This window comes from Streptomyces sp. NPDC048600, from assembly GCF_055587025.1.
In genome coordinates, this window is record NZ_JBVJGZ010000018.1 from 152,314 (window position 1) to 167,712 (window position 15,399).

Annotated in this window: 13 protein-coding genes and 1 pseudogene; 5 read left to right on the forward strand and 9 right to left on the reverse strand. The window is 71.0% G+C overall.

Features of this window, described 5'->3' with window-relative positions:
- Positions 1 to 13: 13 nt before the first annotated feature.
- The 4 genes from ACZ6SQ_RS24050 to ACZ6SQ_RS24065 all read left to right on the forward strand — a co-directional run bounded on the left by ACZ6SQ_RS24050 (position 14) and on the right by ACZ6SQ_RS24065 (position 7,701).
- Entirely contained in the window at positions 14 to 1,966 is a 1,953-nt protein-coding gene (locus tag ACZ6SQ_RS24050) for a protein kinase domain-containing protein (RefSeq protein ID WP_469565372.1), read from the forward strand.
- 481 nt (positions 1,967 to 2,447) lie between these two features.
- The gene (locus tag ACZ6SQ_RS24055; RefSeq protein WP_469565374.1) at positions 2,448 to 3,221 is read left to right on the forward strand and encodes a hypothetical protein; all 774 of its coding nucleotides are present in this window, start codon (positions 2,448 to 2,450) and stop codon (positions 3,219 to 3,221) included.
- Positions 3,221 to 5,473 (forward strand): bifunctional serine/threonine-protein kinase/ABC transporter substrate-binding protein, encoded by a 2,253-nt coding sequence (locus ACZ6SQ_RS24060; protein ID WP_469565376.1) that lies wholly within the window; start codon positions 3,221 to 3,223, stop codon positions 5,471 to 5,473. Before ACZ6SQ_RS24055 ends, ACZ6SQ_RS24060 begins: the two co-directional genes overlap by 1 nt.
- Positions 5,473 to 7,701, forward strand: coding sequence for a bifunctional serine/threonine-protein kinase/ABC transporter substrate-binding protein (locus tag ACZ6SQ_RS24065; RefSeq protein ID WP_469565378.1), 2,229 nt, complete (start codon positions 5,473 to 5,475; stop codon positions 7,699 to 7,701). The genes ACZ6SQ_RS24060 and ACZ6SQ_RS24065 overlap by 1 nt, the downstream gene beginning before the upstream one ends.
- 60 nt (positions 7,702 to 7,761) lie before the next feature.
- Here the strand turns inward: ACZ6SQ_RS24065 and ACZ6SQ_RS24070 are convergent, their stop codons facing one another.
- From ACZ6SQ_RS24070 to ACZ6SQ_RS24080, 3 genes are all read right to left on the reverse strand, one after another.
- Complete coding sequence (locus ACZ6SQ_RS24070) at positions 7,762 to 8,049, reverse strand: hypothetical protein (RefSeq protein ID WP_469565379.1); 288 nt, start codon at positions 8,047 to 8,049, stop codon at positions 7,762 to 7,764.
- Between the two features lie 272 nt (positions 8,050 to 8,321).
- Positions 8,322 to 9,248 carry a hypothetical protein gene (locus tag ACZ6SQ_RS24075; protein ID WP_469565382.1) on the reverse strand — a complete coding sequence of 309 codons (927 nt, stop codon included), beginning with the start codon at positions 9,246 to 9,248 and terminating at the stop codon, positions 8,322 to 8,324.
- On the reverse strand, positions 9,245 to 9,793 hold the full coding sequence (locus ACZ6SQ_RS24080) for a GNAT family N-acetyltransferase (protein WP_469565384.1): 549 nt from the start codon (positions 9,791 to 9,793) through the stop codon (positions 9,245 to 9,247). The genes ACZ6SQ_RS24075 and ACZ6SQ_RS24080 overlap by 4 nt, the downstream gene beginning before the upstream one ends.
- A 56-nt stretch (positions 9,794 to 9,849) precedes the next feature.
- On the opposite strand from ACZ6SQ_RS24080, the gene ACZ6SQ_RS24085 reads away from it, so the two are divergent.
- A complete protein-coding gene (locus tag ACZ6SQ_RS24085) occupies positions 9,850 to 10,377 on the forward strand; it encodes a ferredoxin (RefSeq protein ID WP_469565386.1) in 528 nt (175 codons plus the stop codon).
- 66 nt (positions 10,378 to 10,443) lie between these two features.
- Here the strand turns inward: ACZ6SQ_RS24085 and ACZ6SQ_RS24090 are convergent, their stop codons facing one another.
- From ACZ6SQ_RS24090 to ACZ6SQ_RS24115, 6 genes and pseudogenes are all read right to left on the reverse strand, one after another.
- Positions 10,444 to 10,734: a M23 family metallopeptidase gene (locus ACZ6SQ_RS24090; RefSeq protein WP_469565467.1), complete on the reverse strand. Its 291-nt coding sequence runs from the start codon at positions 10,732 to 10,734 to the stop codon at positions 10,444 to 10,446.
- Positions 10,735 to 10,845: 111 nt separating this feature from the next.
- Positions 10,846 to 11,091, reverse strand: a pseudogene (locus ACZ6SQ_RS24095) (peptidoglycan-binding protein); the annotation flags it as partial.
- Between the two features lie 15 nt (positions 11,092 to 11,106).
- Positions 11,107 to 11,799: a transglycosylase SLT domain-containing protein gene (locus ACZ6SQ_RS24100; protein WP_469565387.1), complete on the reverse strand. Its 693-nt coding sequence runs from the start codon at positions 11,797 to 11,799 to the stop codon at positions 11,107 to 11,109.
- A gap of 73 nt (positions 11,800 to 11,872) precedes the next feature.
- The gene (locus tag ACZ6SQ_RS24105) at positions 11,873 to 12,742 is read right to left on the reverse strand and encodes a peptidoglycan-binding protein (protein ID WP_469565389.1); all 870 of its coding nucleotides are present in this window, start codon (positions 12,740 to 12,742) and stop codon (positions 11,873 to 11,875) included.
- Between the two features lie 260 nt (positions 12,743 to 13,002).
- Positions 13,003 to 14,052: an aminotransferase class I/II-fold pyridoxal phosphate-dependent enzyme gene (locus tag ACZ6SQ_RS24110; protein ID WP_469565392.1), complete on the reverse strand. Its 1,050-nt coding sequence runs from the start codon at positions 14,050 to 14,052 to the stop codon at positions 13,003 to 13,005.
- Positions 14,049 to 15,389, reverse strand: coding sequence for a radical SAM protein (locus ACZ6SQ_RS24115; RefSeq protein WP_469565394.1), 1,341 nt, complete (start codon positions 15,387 to 15,389; stop codon positions 14,049 to 14,051). The genes ACZ6SQ_RS24110 and ACZ6SQ_RS24115 overlap by 4 nt, the downstream gene beginning before the upstream one ends.
- Positions 15,390 to 15,399: the final 10 nt, after the last annotated feature.

Sequence of the window (15,399 nt, forward strand, 5' to 3'; positions counted from 1 at the left end):
AGAGGACGCTGCCATGGTGACCCCGCTCGACCCGGACACCGATCCGCCCGAGGCCGCGGGGTTCCGCCTGCTCGGCAAGCTCGCCACGGGCGGCTTCGGCAAGGTCTACCTCGGCCGCCGCTCCGACGGCCGTCACGGCACCGACACCCTGGCGGCCGTGAAGCTGCTCAAGCCGGAGTTCACCGAGGACTCCCAGCACATGCAGCGCTTCCATCAGGAGAGCAAGGCGCTCAAGCGCTGCGAGGGAGCCCGCATTCCCGAGTTGCTGGCCCTCGACTTCCGGGTCGGCGAGCGGCCCACGCTGGCGACCCGTTTCATCCCGGGCCTCTCCCTCTACCGCGTCATGGACGCGCACGGCCCGCTGCCCCGCGACGCGGTGCACGCGGTGGCGGCCGAGTTGGTGGACACCCTCCGCACCGCGCACGACAAGGGCCTGCTGCACCGGGACCTGCACCCCGGGAACATCCTGCTCACCCAGGACGGCCCGTGGATCATCGACTTCGGGCTCACCAGGATCAGGGGCCAGCGCGTCACACTGGCCCTCGGCACGGTCATGGGCCACCCGGAGTTCTGCGCTCCGGAACAGATCCGCGGCCTGGACCGGACCGACCAGGCGACCGACGTCTTCGGCATCGCGGCAATCCTGCTCTACGCCCTCACCGGCCACGCTCCCTACACCGGAGAGGGCGCAGGCGGCCATGCCATGCTGATCCGCCGCCTCACCGGGATGGAGCCCGACCTGTCCGGGCTGCCGGACGACACCACCGGCCGCCTGATCCGCGCCTGCCTCGACACCGACCCCGCCGCCCGTCCGAAGCTGGACGAGATCGCCGACGGCTTCGGCCCGCCGGGCACGCTGCGGCTGCCCAGGGATGTGGTCCGCAGCCTGGCCGCCTACCGGGCGGAGCTACAGGATTTCCTGGCCGCGGCGGGCAACGCCGCCGATCTCACCGTCCCGTTCCGCCCGGGGCGGCGCAGTTGGAGCGCCCGCGTCGGGGAGTGGCCGCAGAGCGTGGTGGCCACCGAGGACGGCGGTGTGGTGACCGCCGACGGAAGCGGCGCCGTGCGCTGGCTGGAAGCCGCGACCGGTGCCGAGGTGATCCGCCGCACGGACCTCGCCGCACCGGTGCAGCTCTGCGCGGACGGCGATGTGCTGGTGATGTGCGACGCCGACGGCCGGCTCGAGTCCTGGAACAGCCGGGACCGCCGCATGTGGTGGTCCCGGTCGGCCGGGACCGTCGTCGGCGCACGGGTACTGCTGCGCCGACAGAGCGTGTTCCTCGGCGAGTCCACCGGCCTCCTGCATCACTTCGACGCGGTGACCCGCCGCATTTGGTGGGCGACCGGGCCCTTCACCGACGCCTCGGGCGCTCCCGCGCTGCCCGTGGCGGCGGGGGCCCGGCACGTGTACCTGTCGGCCGCGGGCAGCGGGGAGATCCTCTCCGTCAACGACGAGGACGGCGCTCTCACCTGGGAGTCCCCGGTGGTGCTGCCTGCCCCCGTCCTCGCCGCGCCGCTGCCGCTGGAGGACCGCCTGGTGGTCGCGGACGGCGAGGGCACCCTGCGCTGTGTATCCGCCGCCGACGGCTTCCCCGTCTGGGAGGTACGGCTCGGCGCGCCGGTGCTGGCACCGCCCGTGCGGGTGGCCGACACGGTGATCGTCGGCGACGCGGCGGGCCTGGTCCACTGCCACAGCGCCGCGACCGGCGAGTGGGTCTGGCGCACTCCGCACTCGGGACAGGAGGAGTTCTTCGCGCTGTGCACGGACGGCGCCGCCGTCTACGCGGGCGGGTGGAGCGGCCGGCTCCATCTGCTGGACGCGGCGGACGGGACGTCGTTGCAGAGCTTCGACCTCGGCGGACAGATCCTGGCCACGGTCTGCGCCCCGGGCGGCACGAACGTCCACGCGGCGTCGTCCGGCGGAACACTCCACGCACTGCCGTCGGCGCTACCGGGACCCCGGTAGCGCCACGGCCGGGGGGAGCGACCCGCTGCGTCCCGCTCCCCCGAGGCAACTCCATCGCGGGGGACGCCCCGGTCACGAGCCTCCTTCAGGTCCTCCCCCGCCGTCCCGCTCCTTCTCTGAGCCCTTCCTCACAATTCCAGTCATTGTCAGCGCATTTGCATTCGGCCAGCCCGAACCCCGTTGTGTGCCACAGGGCTTGTCATCGTGTGGACCGGAACTCCGCTTGACCTGCCGCTACCTGCGAAGCAGGCCTTCCGGGGCAGCGGCGTCGGCGATGTGGTCCTCCGGGGAACCGACGAGGGCGGGGCCGACGTATGCCGCCTGGACTCGTACTCCCGTTCGTGCAACCGCGCGTCGGCTCTCCGCGTCCGTCGGTACGATCACCGAGCGCGAGCGGGGGCTCGTGAGCGAGGGGGCGGGGATGGGCAACGACAGCATCGTTGTGCGCAGAAGGACTTGGCCGTGGGGGGTTGTGGCGTCGGTGGCCACGGCGGGCCTGGTGCTCGGCGGCTGCAGTTCCGGGGACGACGACAAGGCGGCCGAACCGAGCGCTTCGGCGCCGTCGAAGTCCGCCGCCGCGACCGCGTCGCCCTCTGGTGGTGACGCGTCGCCGCTGTCTCCGCTCGAGGCGGACCCCGCCAAGGTGCCCAGGACGAAGAGCCGGGCCGAGGAACTGGCAGCGGCCGTCACGCTCGAACCACAGGGCTGGGGCGCGGGTTTCCAGGCGCAGCAGTCGGCCGAGAGCGCCCCGGGCACCTTCGCCGTACTGGACGAGCAGTGCCGATGGGAGCGGCGGCCACTGCCTCAGAGCGTCCTGGCCTCCCTGACCCGCTACAGCGAGATTCCCGCCGCCGACGGCAAGGGCGAAGTAAAGGCGAGCGCATCGGTCACCGTGCACACCACCGTGAGCGACGCCGACGAGCGGCTGGCCTCCACCTTGGAGGAGCCGCTGCGCTGCCGGGAGCAGCAGGTCCGTACCGATGAGTGGATCGCCGGACTCCAGTCCACCGCCACTCCCTACGGCCAGGGCGGCAACGACTACGCCGACGACCAGATCGTGGAGATAGGCAAGTACCTCAACGGCAACGTTGAGCAGTCCTACTTCTGGTTCGTCACCCGCCTCGGCACAGTGACCGTGACGGTGTCGGTGAAGGGCGCCAAGGGCTACTCGGACAGCGAGTTGAACAGCTACGCGTCGGCCGCCACCAACGCGATGCTCGACGGCGTGAAGTTCCAGCTCGGAGGAGACAACTGATGGAGCCGCTGCGTTCGTCGGATCCCGCGCGTATCGCGGAGCACCGCCTGCTCGGGCGGCTCGGCGCCGGAGGCATGGGCGTGGTGTACCTCGCGCGTACGCCGGGCGGCGCGCTGGTGGCGCTGAAGGTGCTGCTCGCCGAGTACGCCGAGGAGCCGGGCTTCAAGGAGCGGTTCCGCCGCGAGGTCGAGGTGGCCCGGCGGGTCGACAGCCCCTGGGTGGTGCCGCTGGTGGACGCCGATCCGGACGCCGAGGCACCGTGGCTGGCGACGGCGTTCGTGCCCGGGCCGTCGCTGGCCGAGGCCGTGAGCTCGTACGGGCCGCTGTCCGAGCGCGGTCTGCGGGTGCTCGGCGTCCGGCTGGCCGAGGCGCTGGGTGAGGTGCACCGGGCCGGGCTGGTCCACCGGGACCTCAAGCCGGGCAACGTACTGATCGGCCATGACGGGCCGCGGCTCATCGACTTCGGCATCGCCCGCGCACCGGAGGACCGGACGCTCACGGCGACCGGGATGGTGGTCGGCACGCCCGGCTATCTGTCTCCCGAGCAGGCCGAGGGGCGTGGCGGTGACGGCATCGGCCCGGCGAGCGACGTGTTCTCTCTCGGCTGTGTGCTGGCGTTCGCGGCGACCGGCCGGGCACCCTTCGGCAGCGGGGCGCTGGACGCCCTGCTGTACCGGGCCGTCCACGACCCGGCGGACCTGGAAGGGGTGCCGACGGGGCTGCTCGACGTGCTTGGCCGCTGCCTGGAGAAGGATCCTGCGAGGCGGCCGGACGCCGGTGAGCTGGCCCGGGAGCTGTCGGCCGACGGAGCCGCCCAGGACCAGGAGTCGTCCGAGGCCGCGCCTCAGGACGAGGGGTCGTCCGACTGGCTGCCCGAGGCGGTCTCGCGGCTGATCGCCGAGCGCTCGGCCGCCGCGCTCGCGCTGCCGGACATCGAGCACACGCTGGCGCCGACCGAGACTCCGGCCGCTGCCGAAAGCCCGGCCGAGCCGGAAACGCGTGAGACGTCCGCGGCGGCGGAGCCACTGGACTCCCGTCCGGCCGGCCGGCGCCGCTTCCTGCTGCTCGCCGGCGGGGCCGTGGCGCTGGCGGCAGGCGGGGGCGGTGCCTGGTGGGCGGCCGCCCGCGACGGCGACTCCGGAGGCAAGGGTCCTGCTGCCACGCCGTCCTCGCGCGGGCCGGTGCACACCGTCGCGCTGCACGGCGACCTCAGCGGCCCCTACCGGGCGACGGGCCGGGCCCAGGAGCGTGGACTGCGGCTCGCGGTCGAGGAGTTCAACGCGCGCGGCGACGCGCCGTTCACCGTGAAGGTGAAGGCCGTCGACGACGGGGGCGATCCGGTGGCATCGGCCCGGGTGGCCAAGGAGCTCACCGGGGATCCCACGGTTCTCGCCGTGGTCGGCCCGACCACCGACGACACCGGGCAGGCCGCGCTCGCGACGTACGACGCCGGGCTGCTGCCGGTCGTCGGCGTGTCCCCCGGCACGACCAATCTGACCATCCAGGGGTTCCGCTCGTTCCTGCACGCACGGCTGCTCGACGCCGTGCTGCCCCTCTTCGCGAGCAACTACCTGCTCGGCACTGCGCGTTCGCGCAAGGTCGGCATCGTCGTCGACCGCCCGGCCGGCGCCTACGGGACGACCCTGGCGAGTTCGCTCAGCAACACGCTCGCCAACGTCCCGCACCCGTCCGTGCCGGAAGTGGTCAGCGCCATGCGGCGCGACTTCGGCACCGCGCTGGACGGTGTGCTCTCCGCCGGTGCCGACTCCGTGTTCTTCGCCGGTCTCCCCGACCGGGGAGCGCTGATCGCCGCGACACTCCGCGAACGCGCCTTCCAGGGTGCGCGGGTGTCCGGCCCGGCGCTGCTGGACGACCAGTTCCTGACGCAGGCTCAAGAAGCCGCCGAGGGCTGGGTGATGGTGTCGCCGGTCATCGACGCGACCCGCAAACCCGAGGCACGGAAGTTCGCCGCCGCCTACCGCGAACGCTTCGAGGAGGCGCCGCCCCGGTACGCGGCGGAGGCCTACGACGTGACCTCGATGCTGCTCAAGGCCCTCGCCGCGCTGCCGGCGAAGGACCGCACCCGGCAGAACCTGCTCGCCTCCGTGCGGGAAGGGAAGTACGAGGGCATCACCAAGAACATCGCCTTCCAGGAGAACGGCATGATGGCCATCGACGGCAGCGGGGCCTACGTCTGGCGCGTGGACCAGGGCGGCTTCGTGTACGACGGCCCCGCGCCGCTCACCGCCTGATGGAGCCCCTGCGGGCCGGCGACCCGTCCCGGATCGGCCGCTACCGTCTGCTGCGGCGGCTGGGCGCCGGCGGCATGGGCGTGGTCTTCCTGGCCCGTGCGCCGGGCGGGGCGATCGCCGCGGTGAAGACGGTCCGGTCCTCGTTCGCCGACGAGAGCGGTTTCCGGGCCCGTTTCCGCCGTGAGGTCGAGGCCGCCCGGCAGGTCGACAGCCGCTGGGTGGTCACGCTGCTGGACGCGGACGCCGAGGCGGAGACACCGTGGCTGGCGACCTCGTACGTACCGGGACCCTCGCTCGCCGAGGCTGTGGACCTCTTCGGGCCGCTGTCGCCGGCTTCCGTGCGGGTGCTGGGCGTGCGGCTCGCCGAGGCGTTGGAGACGGTGCACTCCGCCGGTCTCGTGCATCGCGACGTGAAGCCGGGGAACGTCCTGCTGGCCCCGGACGGGCCGCGGCTCATCGACTTCGGTATCGCCCGCGCGCCGGAGGGCACCGCGCTCACCTCCAGCGGAATGATCGTCGGCTCGCCCGGCTTCCTGTCACCCGAGCAGGCGCGGGCGCGGGGCGGCGAGATCGGCCCGCCCAGCGACGTGTTCTCGCTGGGGTGCGTGCTGGCGTTCGCCGCGACCGGGGTGCGGCCGTTCGGCAGCGGCGCGGCGGCGGGGGTGCTGCTGCGCACGGTCTACGAGGAGCCCGACCCCGCGGCGCTGCCGGATGCTCTGGCGCCCCTGCTCAGAGCCTGTCTGCACAAGGACCCGGCCGACCGCCCGGGCCTCGCGCGGCTCCGTACGACGCTCGGGGAGGGGACGGCGGCAGGCTCCGCCGAACCGTCCGACTGGCTGCCTGCACCGGTCACCCGGCTGATCAACGACAGATCCGCAGCCGTGCTCACCCTCGGCGCGATCGAGCCGACCCAGGTGTCCGCGTCCGCCCCCTCGGACGCGGCGAACACCGCGTCGGCGGAGGCCCTGACGCTGACGGCCGTCACCGCCACCCGCCCCATCCCGCGTACCGTCGGCCGCCGCGGGTTCCTGCGCCTCGGCTCGACGGCGGGACTCCTCGCGGCGGGCGGTGGCGGGGCCTGGTGGTGGAGCACCCGGAGGGAACCGGGACCGTCCACGCCTTCCGGAGCCGGCCGTCCGCGCCCCGAACTGGTCGTGGCGTTCCACGGCGACCTGACCGGCGCCGCCAAGGAGAGCGGGAAGGCCCAGCTCAACGGTGCCCGGCTGGCCGTCGAACAGCTCAACGCGCAGAGCGACGGCCCCTTCCGGCTGAAGCTGCGCCCGTACGACGACGGCGGCGACGTCAGGCGCGCCCGCGAGCTCGCCGCCCGGCTGTCGAAGGACACCAAGGTGCTCGCCGTACTCGGCCCCACCACCGACGCCTGCTTCAGCGCCACCGAGAAGACCTACACCCGTGCCGTGATGCCCGTCGTGTCCGTCTCGGTGGGCGCCGACACACTGGGTTCATCGATCGACTCGAACATCTTCCACTGCCATGCGGCCCTGCGCGTCCCGCACGGCCTGCTCGCCGCCCCCTGCATCCGCTACCTCAGCCATCACGCCGACTCACGTCAGGTGTTCCTCGTGGACGACCGGGCACAGGGCCAGTTCGCCTGGGCCCTGTGCGACCAGACCGAGCGGGCGCTGAGGCGGAGCGGCCGGGACGCCACAGTGACCCGTGTGGCCGCCGGGAAGATCGACTACGCCTCCCTCGCCGCCGAGGTGAAGGCCGCGCGCGCGGACGCGGTCGTCTTCACCGGCGACGCGCCCCGGGCCGCCGGATTCGCGTCGGCGCTGACCGCTGCCCGGTTCACGGGCGCCCGGCTGGCGACCGAACGCGCTCTCGACCCACGCTTCCTCAACTCGGCCGGCGCCGCCGCGACGGGCTGGGTCTTCGCCACCTCCTTCACCGACGCGACGGCCAACCCCTCCGCGCGCGCCTTCACAGCGGCCTACCGCGCCCGCTTCGACACCGACCCCGCCTGGTACGCGGCGGAAGCCCACGACGCCGTGATGTTCCTGGCCCAGGCCTGCGACAAGGACGACACCACCCTGACGGAACGCGGCGCGATCGCCCGCCGGATGCCCGAGATCACGTACTCCGGCATCACCCGCACGGTGAAGTACGAGCAGGGGTACGGCTACAACCACGACGCGATGTTCTGGTTCCGCGCCGACGACGGAGAGTTCCGGTATCTGGGGCAGTATCTGGACGCGGCGGTGTCGTGACGGGGGGACTTCTGATGCTCCGCCGCTTCCGGCAAGGTTCACGAGCCCAGGACCGACCCGTCAGCGTTCTCTCGTCCTGGTCCACCACCACCCCATCACCGCCCACTCCACGTTGTTGGGCTCCGGCAGGGTTCGGCGCTCGAATTCCTCGTCGATGCGCTCAATGAGTCGGCCCAAGTCCCTTTGCGCACCTGGAGGAAGGTGCCGCATCACCCTCTCCAGGTCATCGCGGGCATCCTCCACCTCAAGACCCGGCGAACAGACCTCGGAGGCGTTCAGGTAGCGGCCGGGCTGCTTGAAGGCCCACTCGAAGCGGGAGAGCGCAACGGCAACCGCGTTGGGCCACATCTCCTGGTCTTCAACTCGGCGGATCGCTGCCCGAGTCCGCGCGGAGACACCACGCACCCTGAGGACCGGCCCCTGCCATCGTGGCCGCCACCGCTCTGCACGGACGGCCTCGGGACGCCTACGCGGCATCGCCCTTTCGGATCAGCATGAGGGCATCTTGCCATGGCTGGGCATTGGAGCCGGAGCATTACAGCGCTGGGCATGTGGAGCACGAGGCCGTATGGGCCGACCTCGCCGAAGTCAGCGAAGGCGCGCTGACCTGCAGCGGCCTTTCACGCGGATCGCTCAGCGCCGTAATAGCCGTGGCGCATCCGGAACCTCATCGGGTCGGTGCCGGCCGCCTCGATGTGGGCGATCAGCGTCGAGCGCACGGGCTCCGGCAACTGCCTGCCGTGCGCTTCGGTCCATTCCAGAGAGGCGAAGACCTGTGCCGCGCCGTCGAGTTGGGCCGGGCTTGGCGACTGGGCGGCGAGTGCGGTGAGGACGAGGTCGGGGTCTTCGGCGAGCAGTTGCTGCTCGATCGCCATGTCGTACCACTTCAGGCCGCCGGTGGACGCTCTGGCGGACACCCCGGCCCAGGCCAGCAGGACGCGGATCCGCTCGATCCCGTCGGGGTAGCAGACTTGGACGAGTGCGGCGAGCCGATCCTCGGCGTCGCCGACTCGATCCGACCAGGCTTCCATGTCACTCCCGGGCGGTTCGGAGAGTTCCATGGCCGCGTCGCGCAGCCCGTCGGGCGCGGCGTCGAGCCAACGCAGCCGACGCCGCTCCTCCTCGTCCTCTTGCACGGCCAACTCGGCCTGGACCTCGCGCGATCCGGTCAGGCCCCGCTCTGCCAGCCATTCGGTGAGTGCGGGACCATCCAGCAGGTCGGCATCGCAGTCACCGATCCCTCGAATACCGGTCTGGTGATGCAGCGTCCAGCAGGCGATCAACTCATCGTCCACGTCGTGAACCATGATCGTCGGCCAGCCGTGGCACCGGCACCGATCCCCGGTACCGCCGTCCACGATGGCCAACAGCTGTGCCAACTCGGGGATCTCGGCGCCTGTCACCACGGTCCGCGCCACGCCCGCGGAGTTCACCTCGCTCGGAGGCCGCTCGGCGATCACGACGCGCCCAGCGCGGTTCAGCACTTCGCGGAGGCGCGCGGTTGTCGGCGCACCCTCGTCCATACCCTTCGTTCCCTCGTAGATCACGTCCGCGAGGATACCGGTGGGGCCGGGGACCTCAGGCCGAGCCACTGCTCGGCGTCCCAGGCCCGGAACCGCTCCACCTCGGTGAACCCCAGCCTTGCCGCGAGGCGCATCGAGCCGACGTTCGCGGTCTGGGTGGTGAGCACCACCGGCTCTCCGGGAAGTACACCGTCGAGCCAGGCGAGGGCCGCCGTACACGCCTCGGTGGCGTATCCGAACCCCCAGGCTCGCGGCAGGAACAGGTAACCCAGATCAGCCTTCCCCACAGCCGCCGGACGGCGGTGCCCCGTGACTCTCCTCAGCAGAATATGGCCGATCATCGCCCCGTCGAGATCAACGACGAAGCTCCCGGGCCACCGCGCGGGCACTTCGGGCATCTCGCGCTCAACCTCTTCACCCGGCCGGGGGCCGCCGAGGTAGGAGTGCACCTCTGCCGATGCGTGCAACTCGACGAACGCCGCACGGTCATGGGCCTCGGACTCACGCAGTACGAGCCGCCCGGTCCGGATCGGGGCGGGTGGCCAGGCGACGGGTCCAAGCTCAGTCATCCCGGGCAACCTATCTCACGCCAGGGCTCCTACCGACTCCCGGCTAACCTTCCGCAGTGGACCTCTACTTCGATCCGGTGTCCTTGCTCGGCGAGGCACGCACCGTCTTCCAGGGGCAGTGGGCGGACCGGCAGTGGCTCAACGTGCCCGGTCCGTTCTACGGAGCCGGGACCGACAACTGCGGGACCGGGCGCATCCACGCCCCTGGACTTGTCCTGTACGAGGGCGAGCACTTCACCGAGTACGTCTACCGACAGCCGCGAACGGCACAGGAGTTGCGGCAGTTGGTGAACGCCGCGGAAGTCGAGGTGTTCTCCGCCTACGGCTGTGACGGCGATGCTCACTGGACGCCGGATGCGGTTCGGCGGTGGTGGCGCGACCGGGCGCGGGTCGTGGAGCACCTGGTGACCCGACGCGCCGACTGGGAGGCCGACGACGCGAGGTCGGGCCAGGCCACGGCCGCCGCTGCGCACGCCTACGCGGCATACATCGACGGGGACTTGCCCACACACCTCCGGACCTATCTCTTCTGGCTGGAGGAGCAGCGCTCCCCCACGAGCGCGGACCGGCTACCGCGGCTGTGACCACCCCGGTCCCGCATTCGGCGCCGGTACCCGTCTTCGCCGGTGAACCAATCCCAGACGTGACGGCTACCAGGTGGGTGACACGTCCGCTCCGAAGCCGCCGCCGGCCGGGCGCTTCTCGAAGTGGAGATGGGGGCCGGTGGAGTTGCCGGTCGAGCCCACTTCGCCGATCTTCTGGCCGGCACTGACCGAACCGCTCTTGACGGTCTGCTCGGAGAGATGGCAGTACCAGTAGTCGAATCCGTGGGCGCGCAGCACCAGGAAGTTGCCGAAGCCCTTCTTGTCGAATCCGTGGCGCACGATGGAACCGCTGAGCACCGCGACACAGCGGGTGCCGATCGGAGCGGCGTAGTCCACGCCGGTGTGGTAGCCCAGGCTCCAGCGAGACCCCTTGATCCGGTAGGCAGTTGTGATGGGACGGCCCGGTACGGGTGATGCGGCGCGGCCGCCGCCGGGAGCGGGCGCCGGGCTCGGGACGCGGAGGCGGTCCCAGGAGGTCTTGCCCGGCATGCCGTTGGCGTCGGCCCCCTCGAATCCGATCTTGCGCTGCCAGGCGGCGTACGACTGCTGGTCCGCCTCCGTCCAGTCGGGTCCGGGACCTGACCGGTACTTGCCGCACCCCTCCGCCACCAGGCGTTTGCCCATCGAGGCGATCAGCGCGCTGTGTCGTCCCTTGCGGAAGAATGTCGTTCCTGGGAATGGTGCCAGGGCAGGCATGACCTTATCCCTTCAGTATGGAGCCGGATCAAGGTTCGGATTGGCCTGCTGCACGCGCGAGATGTCGCCGTACCGCCGCCAGATGTAGTTGATCGCTGCCGAGATGTTCGCCACCGGGTCGTAGATCCGGTCGGAGGTACCCGCCTGGTGGTTCTCGGCGAAGGTCCCGGGAATCACCTGGGCGTAGCCGCGTGAGCAGTTGAGCCTCGCGCCGTCCGACTGGAAGGGGCCTGTCGCGTTCGAGTCGTTGAGGTTCAGCGCGTTCGGCCTGTACGTCGACTCCCGGAGCACGAGGGTCAGGAGACTCGCTCCGTTGGCGACTCCCGTGACCCAGCTCCTCGGCGCGCCGGTCAGGTCGCAGGCCTGCTCGGCGAACGCGCGGGCCGTGGGCTCGCCGAGCGCCAGGCCCGAGTTCCTCGAGAAGCGTACGGAACTCTTGGTGATGGCACCGGGGTGGCGGCAGTCGACGGTGAATCCGGCTCTGGCTCCGAGTTTGGCGAGTGAGGCGCATCCCGGGAATCCATCGGCGGCCGAGCCGGTGAATCCCAGCATGTGCTGCCATTTCCTGTAGGCCGTTCTCGTCTGCTCGCCGAAGAATCCGGTGGCACCGGCGGGGATTTCTATGCCGACTGCGATGAGTGCGTTCTGAGTGGCCTTGATCTCGCCGTTGGTCTTGCCGAAACGCACGTTGGACAGAGCAACCATGTCGCCTCCTAGGGCATGTGGAGGTCGCTGGTTCAGAAACGCACCCGGCGGTCACGGCCTCGCGTGGGAAGCCTCAGACGTTGGGGACTGCGAGCCTGTCCCAACTGAACGGGCCGGGGACACCGTCGGCGGCGGCCCCGTCGAAACCCAGCTTCTCCTGCCAGGCGGTGTACGACCTCACATCGCCCGCTCCCCATACGTCGAACTCGGTGCTGGACGTGTACCGGCCGCAGTCCTCCGCGACGAGCCGGCCGTGCATCGCCGCGATGACGGGCGACCTACGCCCCGCCGAGAAGAACGACGCACCGGGGAAGGGCTCGAACCGCGGCTCGATCAGGGGCGGTTCAGGTGGCTGGGACCCGAACTCCGGCCAGGAACCGGGGTCGACGTGGTCGTTCTCCGGGACATGCGCGTGGGCGTACCACCCTCCTTGCGCCCGCCACTTGTCGGCCGGACACGTGTTGCGGGACAGAGAGGTGGGGCGGCCCATGGGCCAGACGTCCGGCACGTCCCACGAACTGATCCATGCGTGGAGTTCGTCCCAGCCCCTGCAAGGGGTGTCGACCAGCCTCGTGAACACCTTGCCGTTCACGCGACAGTGCGGGAAGAACAGGGACTCGACCTGGATCACGACCTTGCCGGCGCGGTTGGTACGTGTACCTCCGTCCTTGTCGGCCACCGCCTTGCTGCGGGATGTGGCGGGGAAGAACTGCGCGAACGCCCCGGTGAAGGGGTCCCAGAGGATGTGCGGAGCCTTGCCTCTGCCGCTGCCGGTGAAGAAGCCCTTCAGATTCGCGAACGGGAGCAGATCCCGGGGATCGTCGGCGGTGGCCGTCAGGTCCCCTGTGATGTGCGCTATCGCCTTTGCCGGGAATTCCGCGTCGCACGGCGCGTGGTCCCCGATGTCCGTCTTGAGGGCTTGGGGCATCCATGGACTGGGCATGGCGGAATCCTTCCCTCTCGCGTCACACATGATCGCGGGGATGAACGGAGAGACGAGGCCGACGGACAAAGGACTGTGCGGGCCCTTCCCCTGTCCCGGGAAGACGGTCACGCGCGCGCGGCACCGTCAGCCACGACCGCCATTCGACGCACGCCGGGCCGAGCAGCCCGTCTCCGGGCCACCCGCCGGGGCCTGTGGCCGGCCCCGGCCATCACGCTATGACCGTACGAGACCGGTGTCAGCGGAGCGTCATCGCGTCGTCATCGGTGCGGGCCCGAGGAGTGACCTCGAAGTGTTCGAGCCGTCGTCGGCGTCGGGCCGAAGACGTCGGCGAGGCTGGTCAGGACGGAGCCGGACCAGTCGCTCTCCCCGAACACGCTGACCGGCATCGCGAGCACGCCGTACTCGCGCTGGAGCGTCTGCGCCGGGATGGCGGCCGGGAAGAAGTAGTTGCCGGGACAGGTGCGGCTCGCCGTGGGAATCGCGCCGAGCACGTCGTCCGGCAACCGTTCGAACAGCCGCTCAGCCCGTGCGCCGAGTTCGTCGGCGACCTGCCGGGGCACCTCACTGTGCTCGGTCAGCAGACGGTCGGCGAGCCTCAGCTGTGCCGGCGTCGGCGGTTCCACCCGGAACGCCTCGGCCCATTCGGTTTGCGCCGGACCCAGCAGGACCACGCCGAACGTGCGTGGCCACAGCCATCCCTTGGTCACGGAATGCAGCAGGATCGCACGACCCGTGTCCAGCAGTCGCCGAGTGCCGGCGGCGAACGGGGCTCCCAGGTCGTAGACGCTGTCGATCAGCACGTGGCGGTGTGGTGACTCCCGCAGCCACGAGATCACCGCGGCGCACTCGGTATCGGACAGGTACCGGCCGAGCGGCTTGCTGGGGTTGGCGAGCAGCAGGTACTCGGGCCGGTGGTCCGCCGGCGACCTCGGCAGGGCCGGAGCGGGCAGCGTCGGGTAGGACGCGGGCGCCAGGCCCGCGGCACGGGCCAGCTCGAAGTAGACCGGGTACACGTCGCCGGGCAGCCACAACCGCGCTCGCACGGCGTGCAGCCGACGGAACACCACGCCGAGCCCGTGCCGGACCCCGCGACAGACCATGGCGCGGCCGGACCACTCTTCCGGCAGCTCGAAGCGCCGCAGCCAGGCACGGGCGAGATCGCACCGGTGCACCGTGCTCATGTCGCCCGGCGGTTCCGGTCGCAGCGGAGCGAGCGCCCGGTACACGTTCGTCTCGGCGGCGTCCAGAAGCGACGGTGAAGCGCTGAGCTGCCGCTGCCGGAGTTCCTGGAACTCGGCGAACCTCATACCGCCACGCCTCCCGGCACGATCTCGCTGGCCCGGTCTTCCAGGGAGGCGTAGCAGCGTCCGTCGGCCATGACGTTCCAGCTGCGGGCGATCCCGTTGGTGCGCTCCCAGAGCAGGCTGGGCTCGGTGTACGCGGCGATCCTTATCGGCCGTCCGTCCCAGCTGCCGTGGTAGACCGGAGCGCCCCAGGGCAGGCGGCTCGCCGGCTCGAAGCCGTGCTGCTCGGCGAACCGGGTGACGACGGACAGCGAAACCTGGTGCTCGCGGCTCCAGACGTTGGCGGTGCGGTCGAAGTAGAGCGACTCGGTGCTCGTGGACACGTAGAGCTCCTTGAAGCAGACCTCCTCGACGCCGAGAGCCGCGGCCCACGAAAGGTAGTCCGCGACGCCGGCCGCGTCGGCGACGCCGCCGTGCTGGAGCACGCAGATCAGCCGCATCCGCAGCCCCGGCCAGCGGTCGCGTTCCACGCGCCAGGTGTCGATCACAGCGCCGACCGGTGTGCGCAGCATCATCAGCCGCTCGTTGACCGCGTCGTCGTGGTGGTGCCGGGAGACCGCCAGCACGCTCAGGCCCGCGCCGCTCAGGGCTGAGAGGCGGCCGGCCCGGTCAGCGTGCTCGCCCTTCGCCAGGGTGTGCGCGTTGGTGATGAGGACGACCTTCGGGAAGGCCGCCGAGCAGGCGGACACCAGTCGCAGCTGCTGCTCGAACGGTATGAGCGTGGGCTCCCCGCCGCCGGTGATCACCGCACGCTCAGCACCCGCCGCACGGGCGCGCTCCAGCCAGTGGTCGACCGCGTCCCACGGAACCCGTGCCGGTGCCTGGTCGCTGGAGATCGAAGCCGAGGAGAAGCAGAACGAGCACCGGGCCTGGCAGGCGGAGGCGACCGGCAGAACCGAGACCGAGCGCGGTCGCGTGTCGGCGTAGCGACGCCGTGACGCCGGGTGCAGTTGCAATGAGGCCGCCATCGCCTCCTCGACCGTTGTCGGGCGCAGAGTGAACTCGTCGCCAGCTCGGTCGAGTTCATGGACCGCCGACAACCGGATGCGCGCCTCGTGCAGTTCCATGCCGAGGCCGGTCGACACGTTGGGCACCAGCTCGTCGGGGTCCACCATGGTTTCCAGCACCAGCAGCCGGTCACCCGGGATGGCCAGCCGTTCCAGCAGGCGTCCCGCCTTGCCGACACCGATTCCCAGCTCCGCGCGGGTCAGCAGGTGGAACCGGTCGGGGAAGGTGCTCTCCGGAATCCCCGCCTTGCCGTAGGAGAACGCGTACTTGTCGAAGCCCTTCGCGAAATTCGAGAGCACGATGACGTGGAAGCGCTGGTCGCCATGGTTCATCCCGTCATCA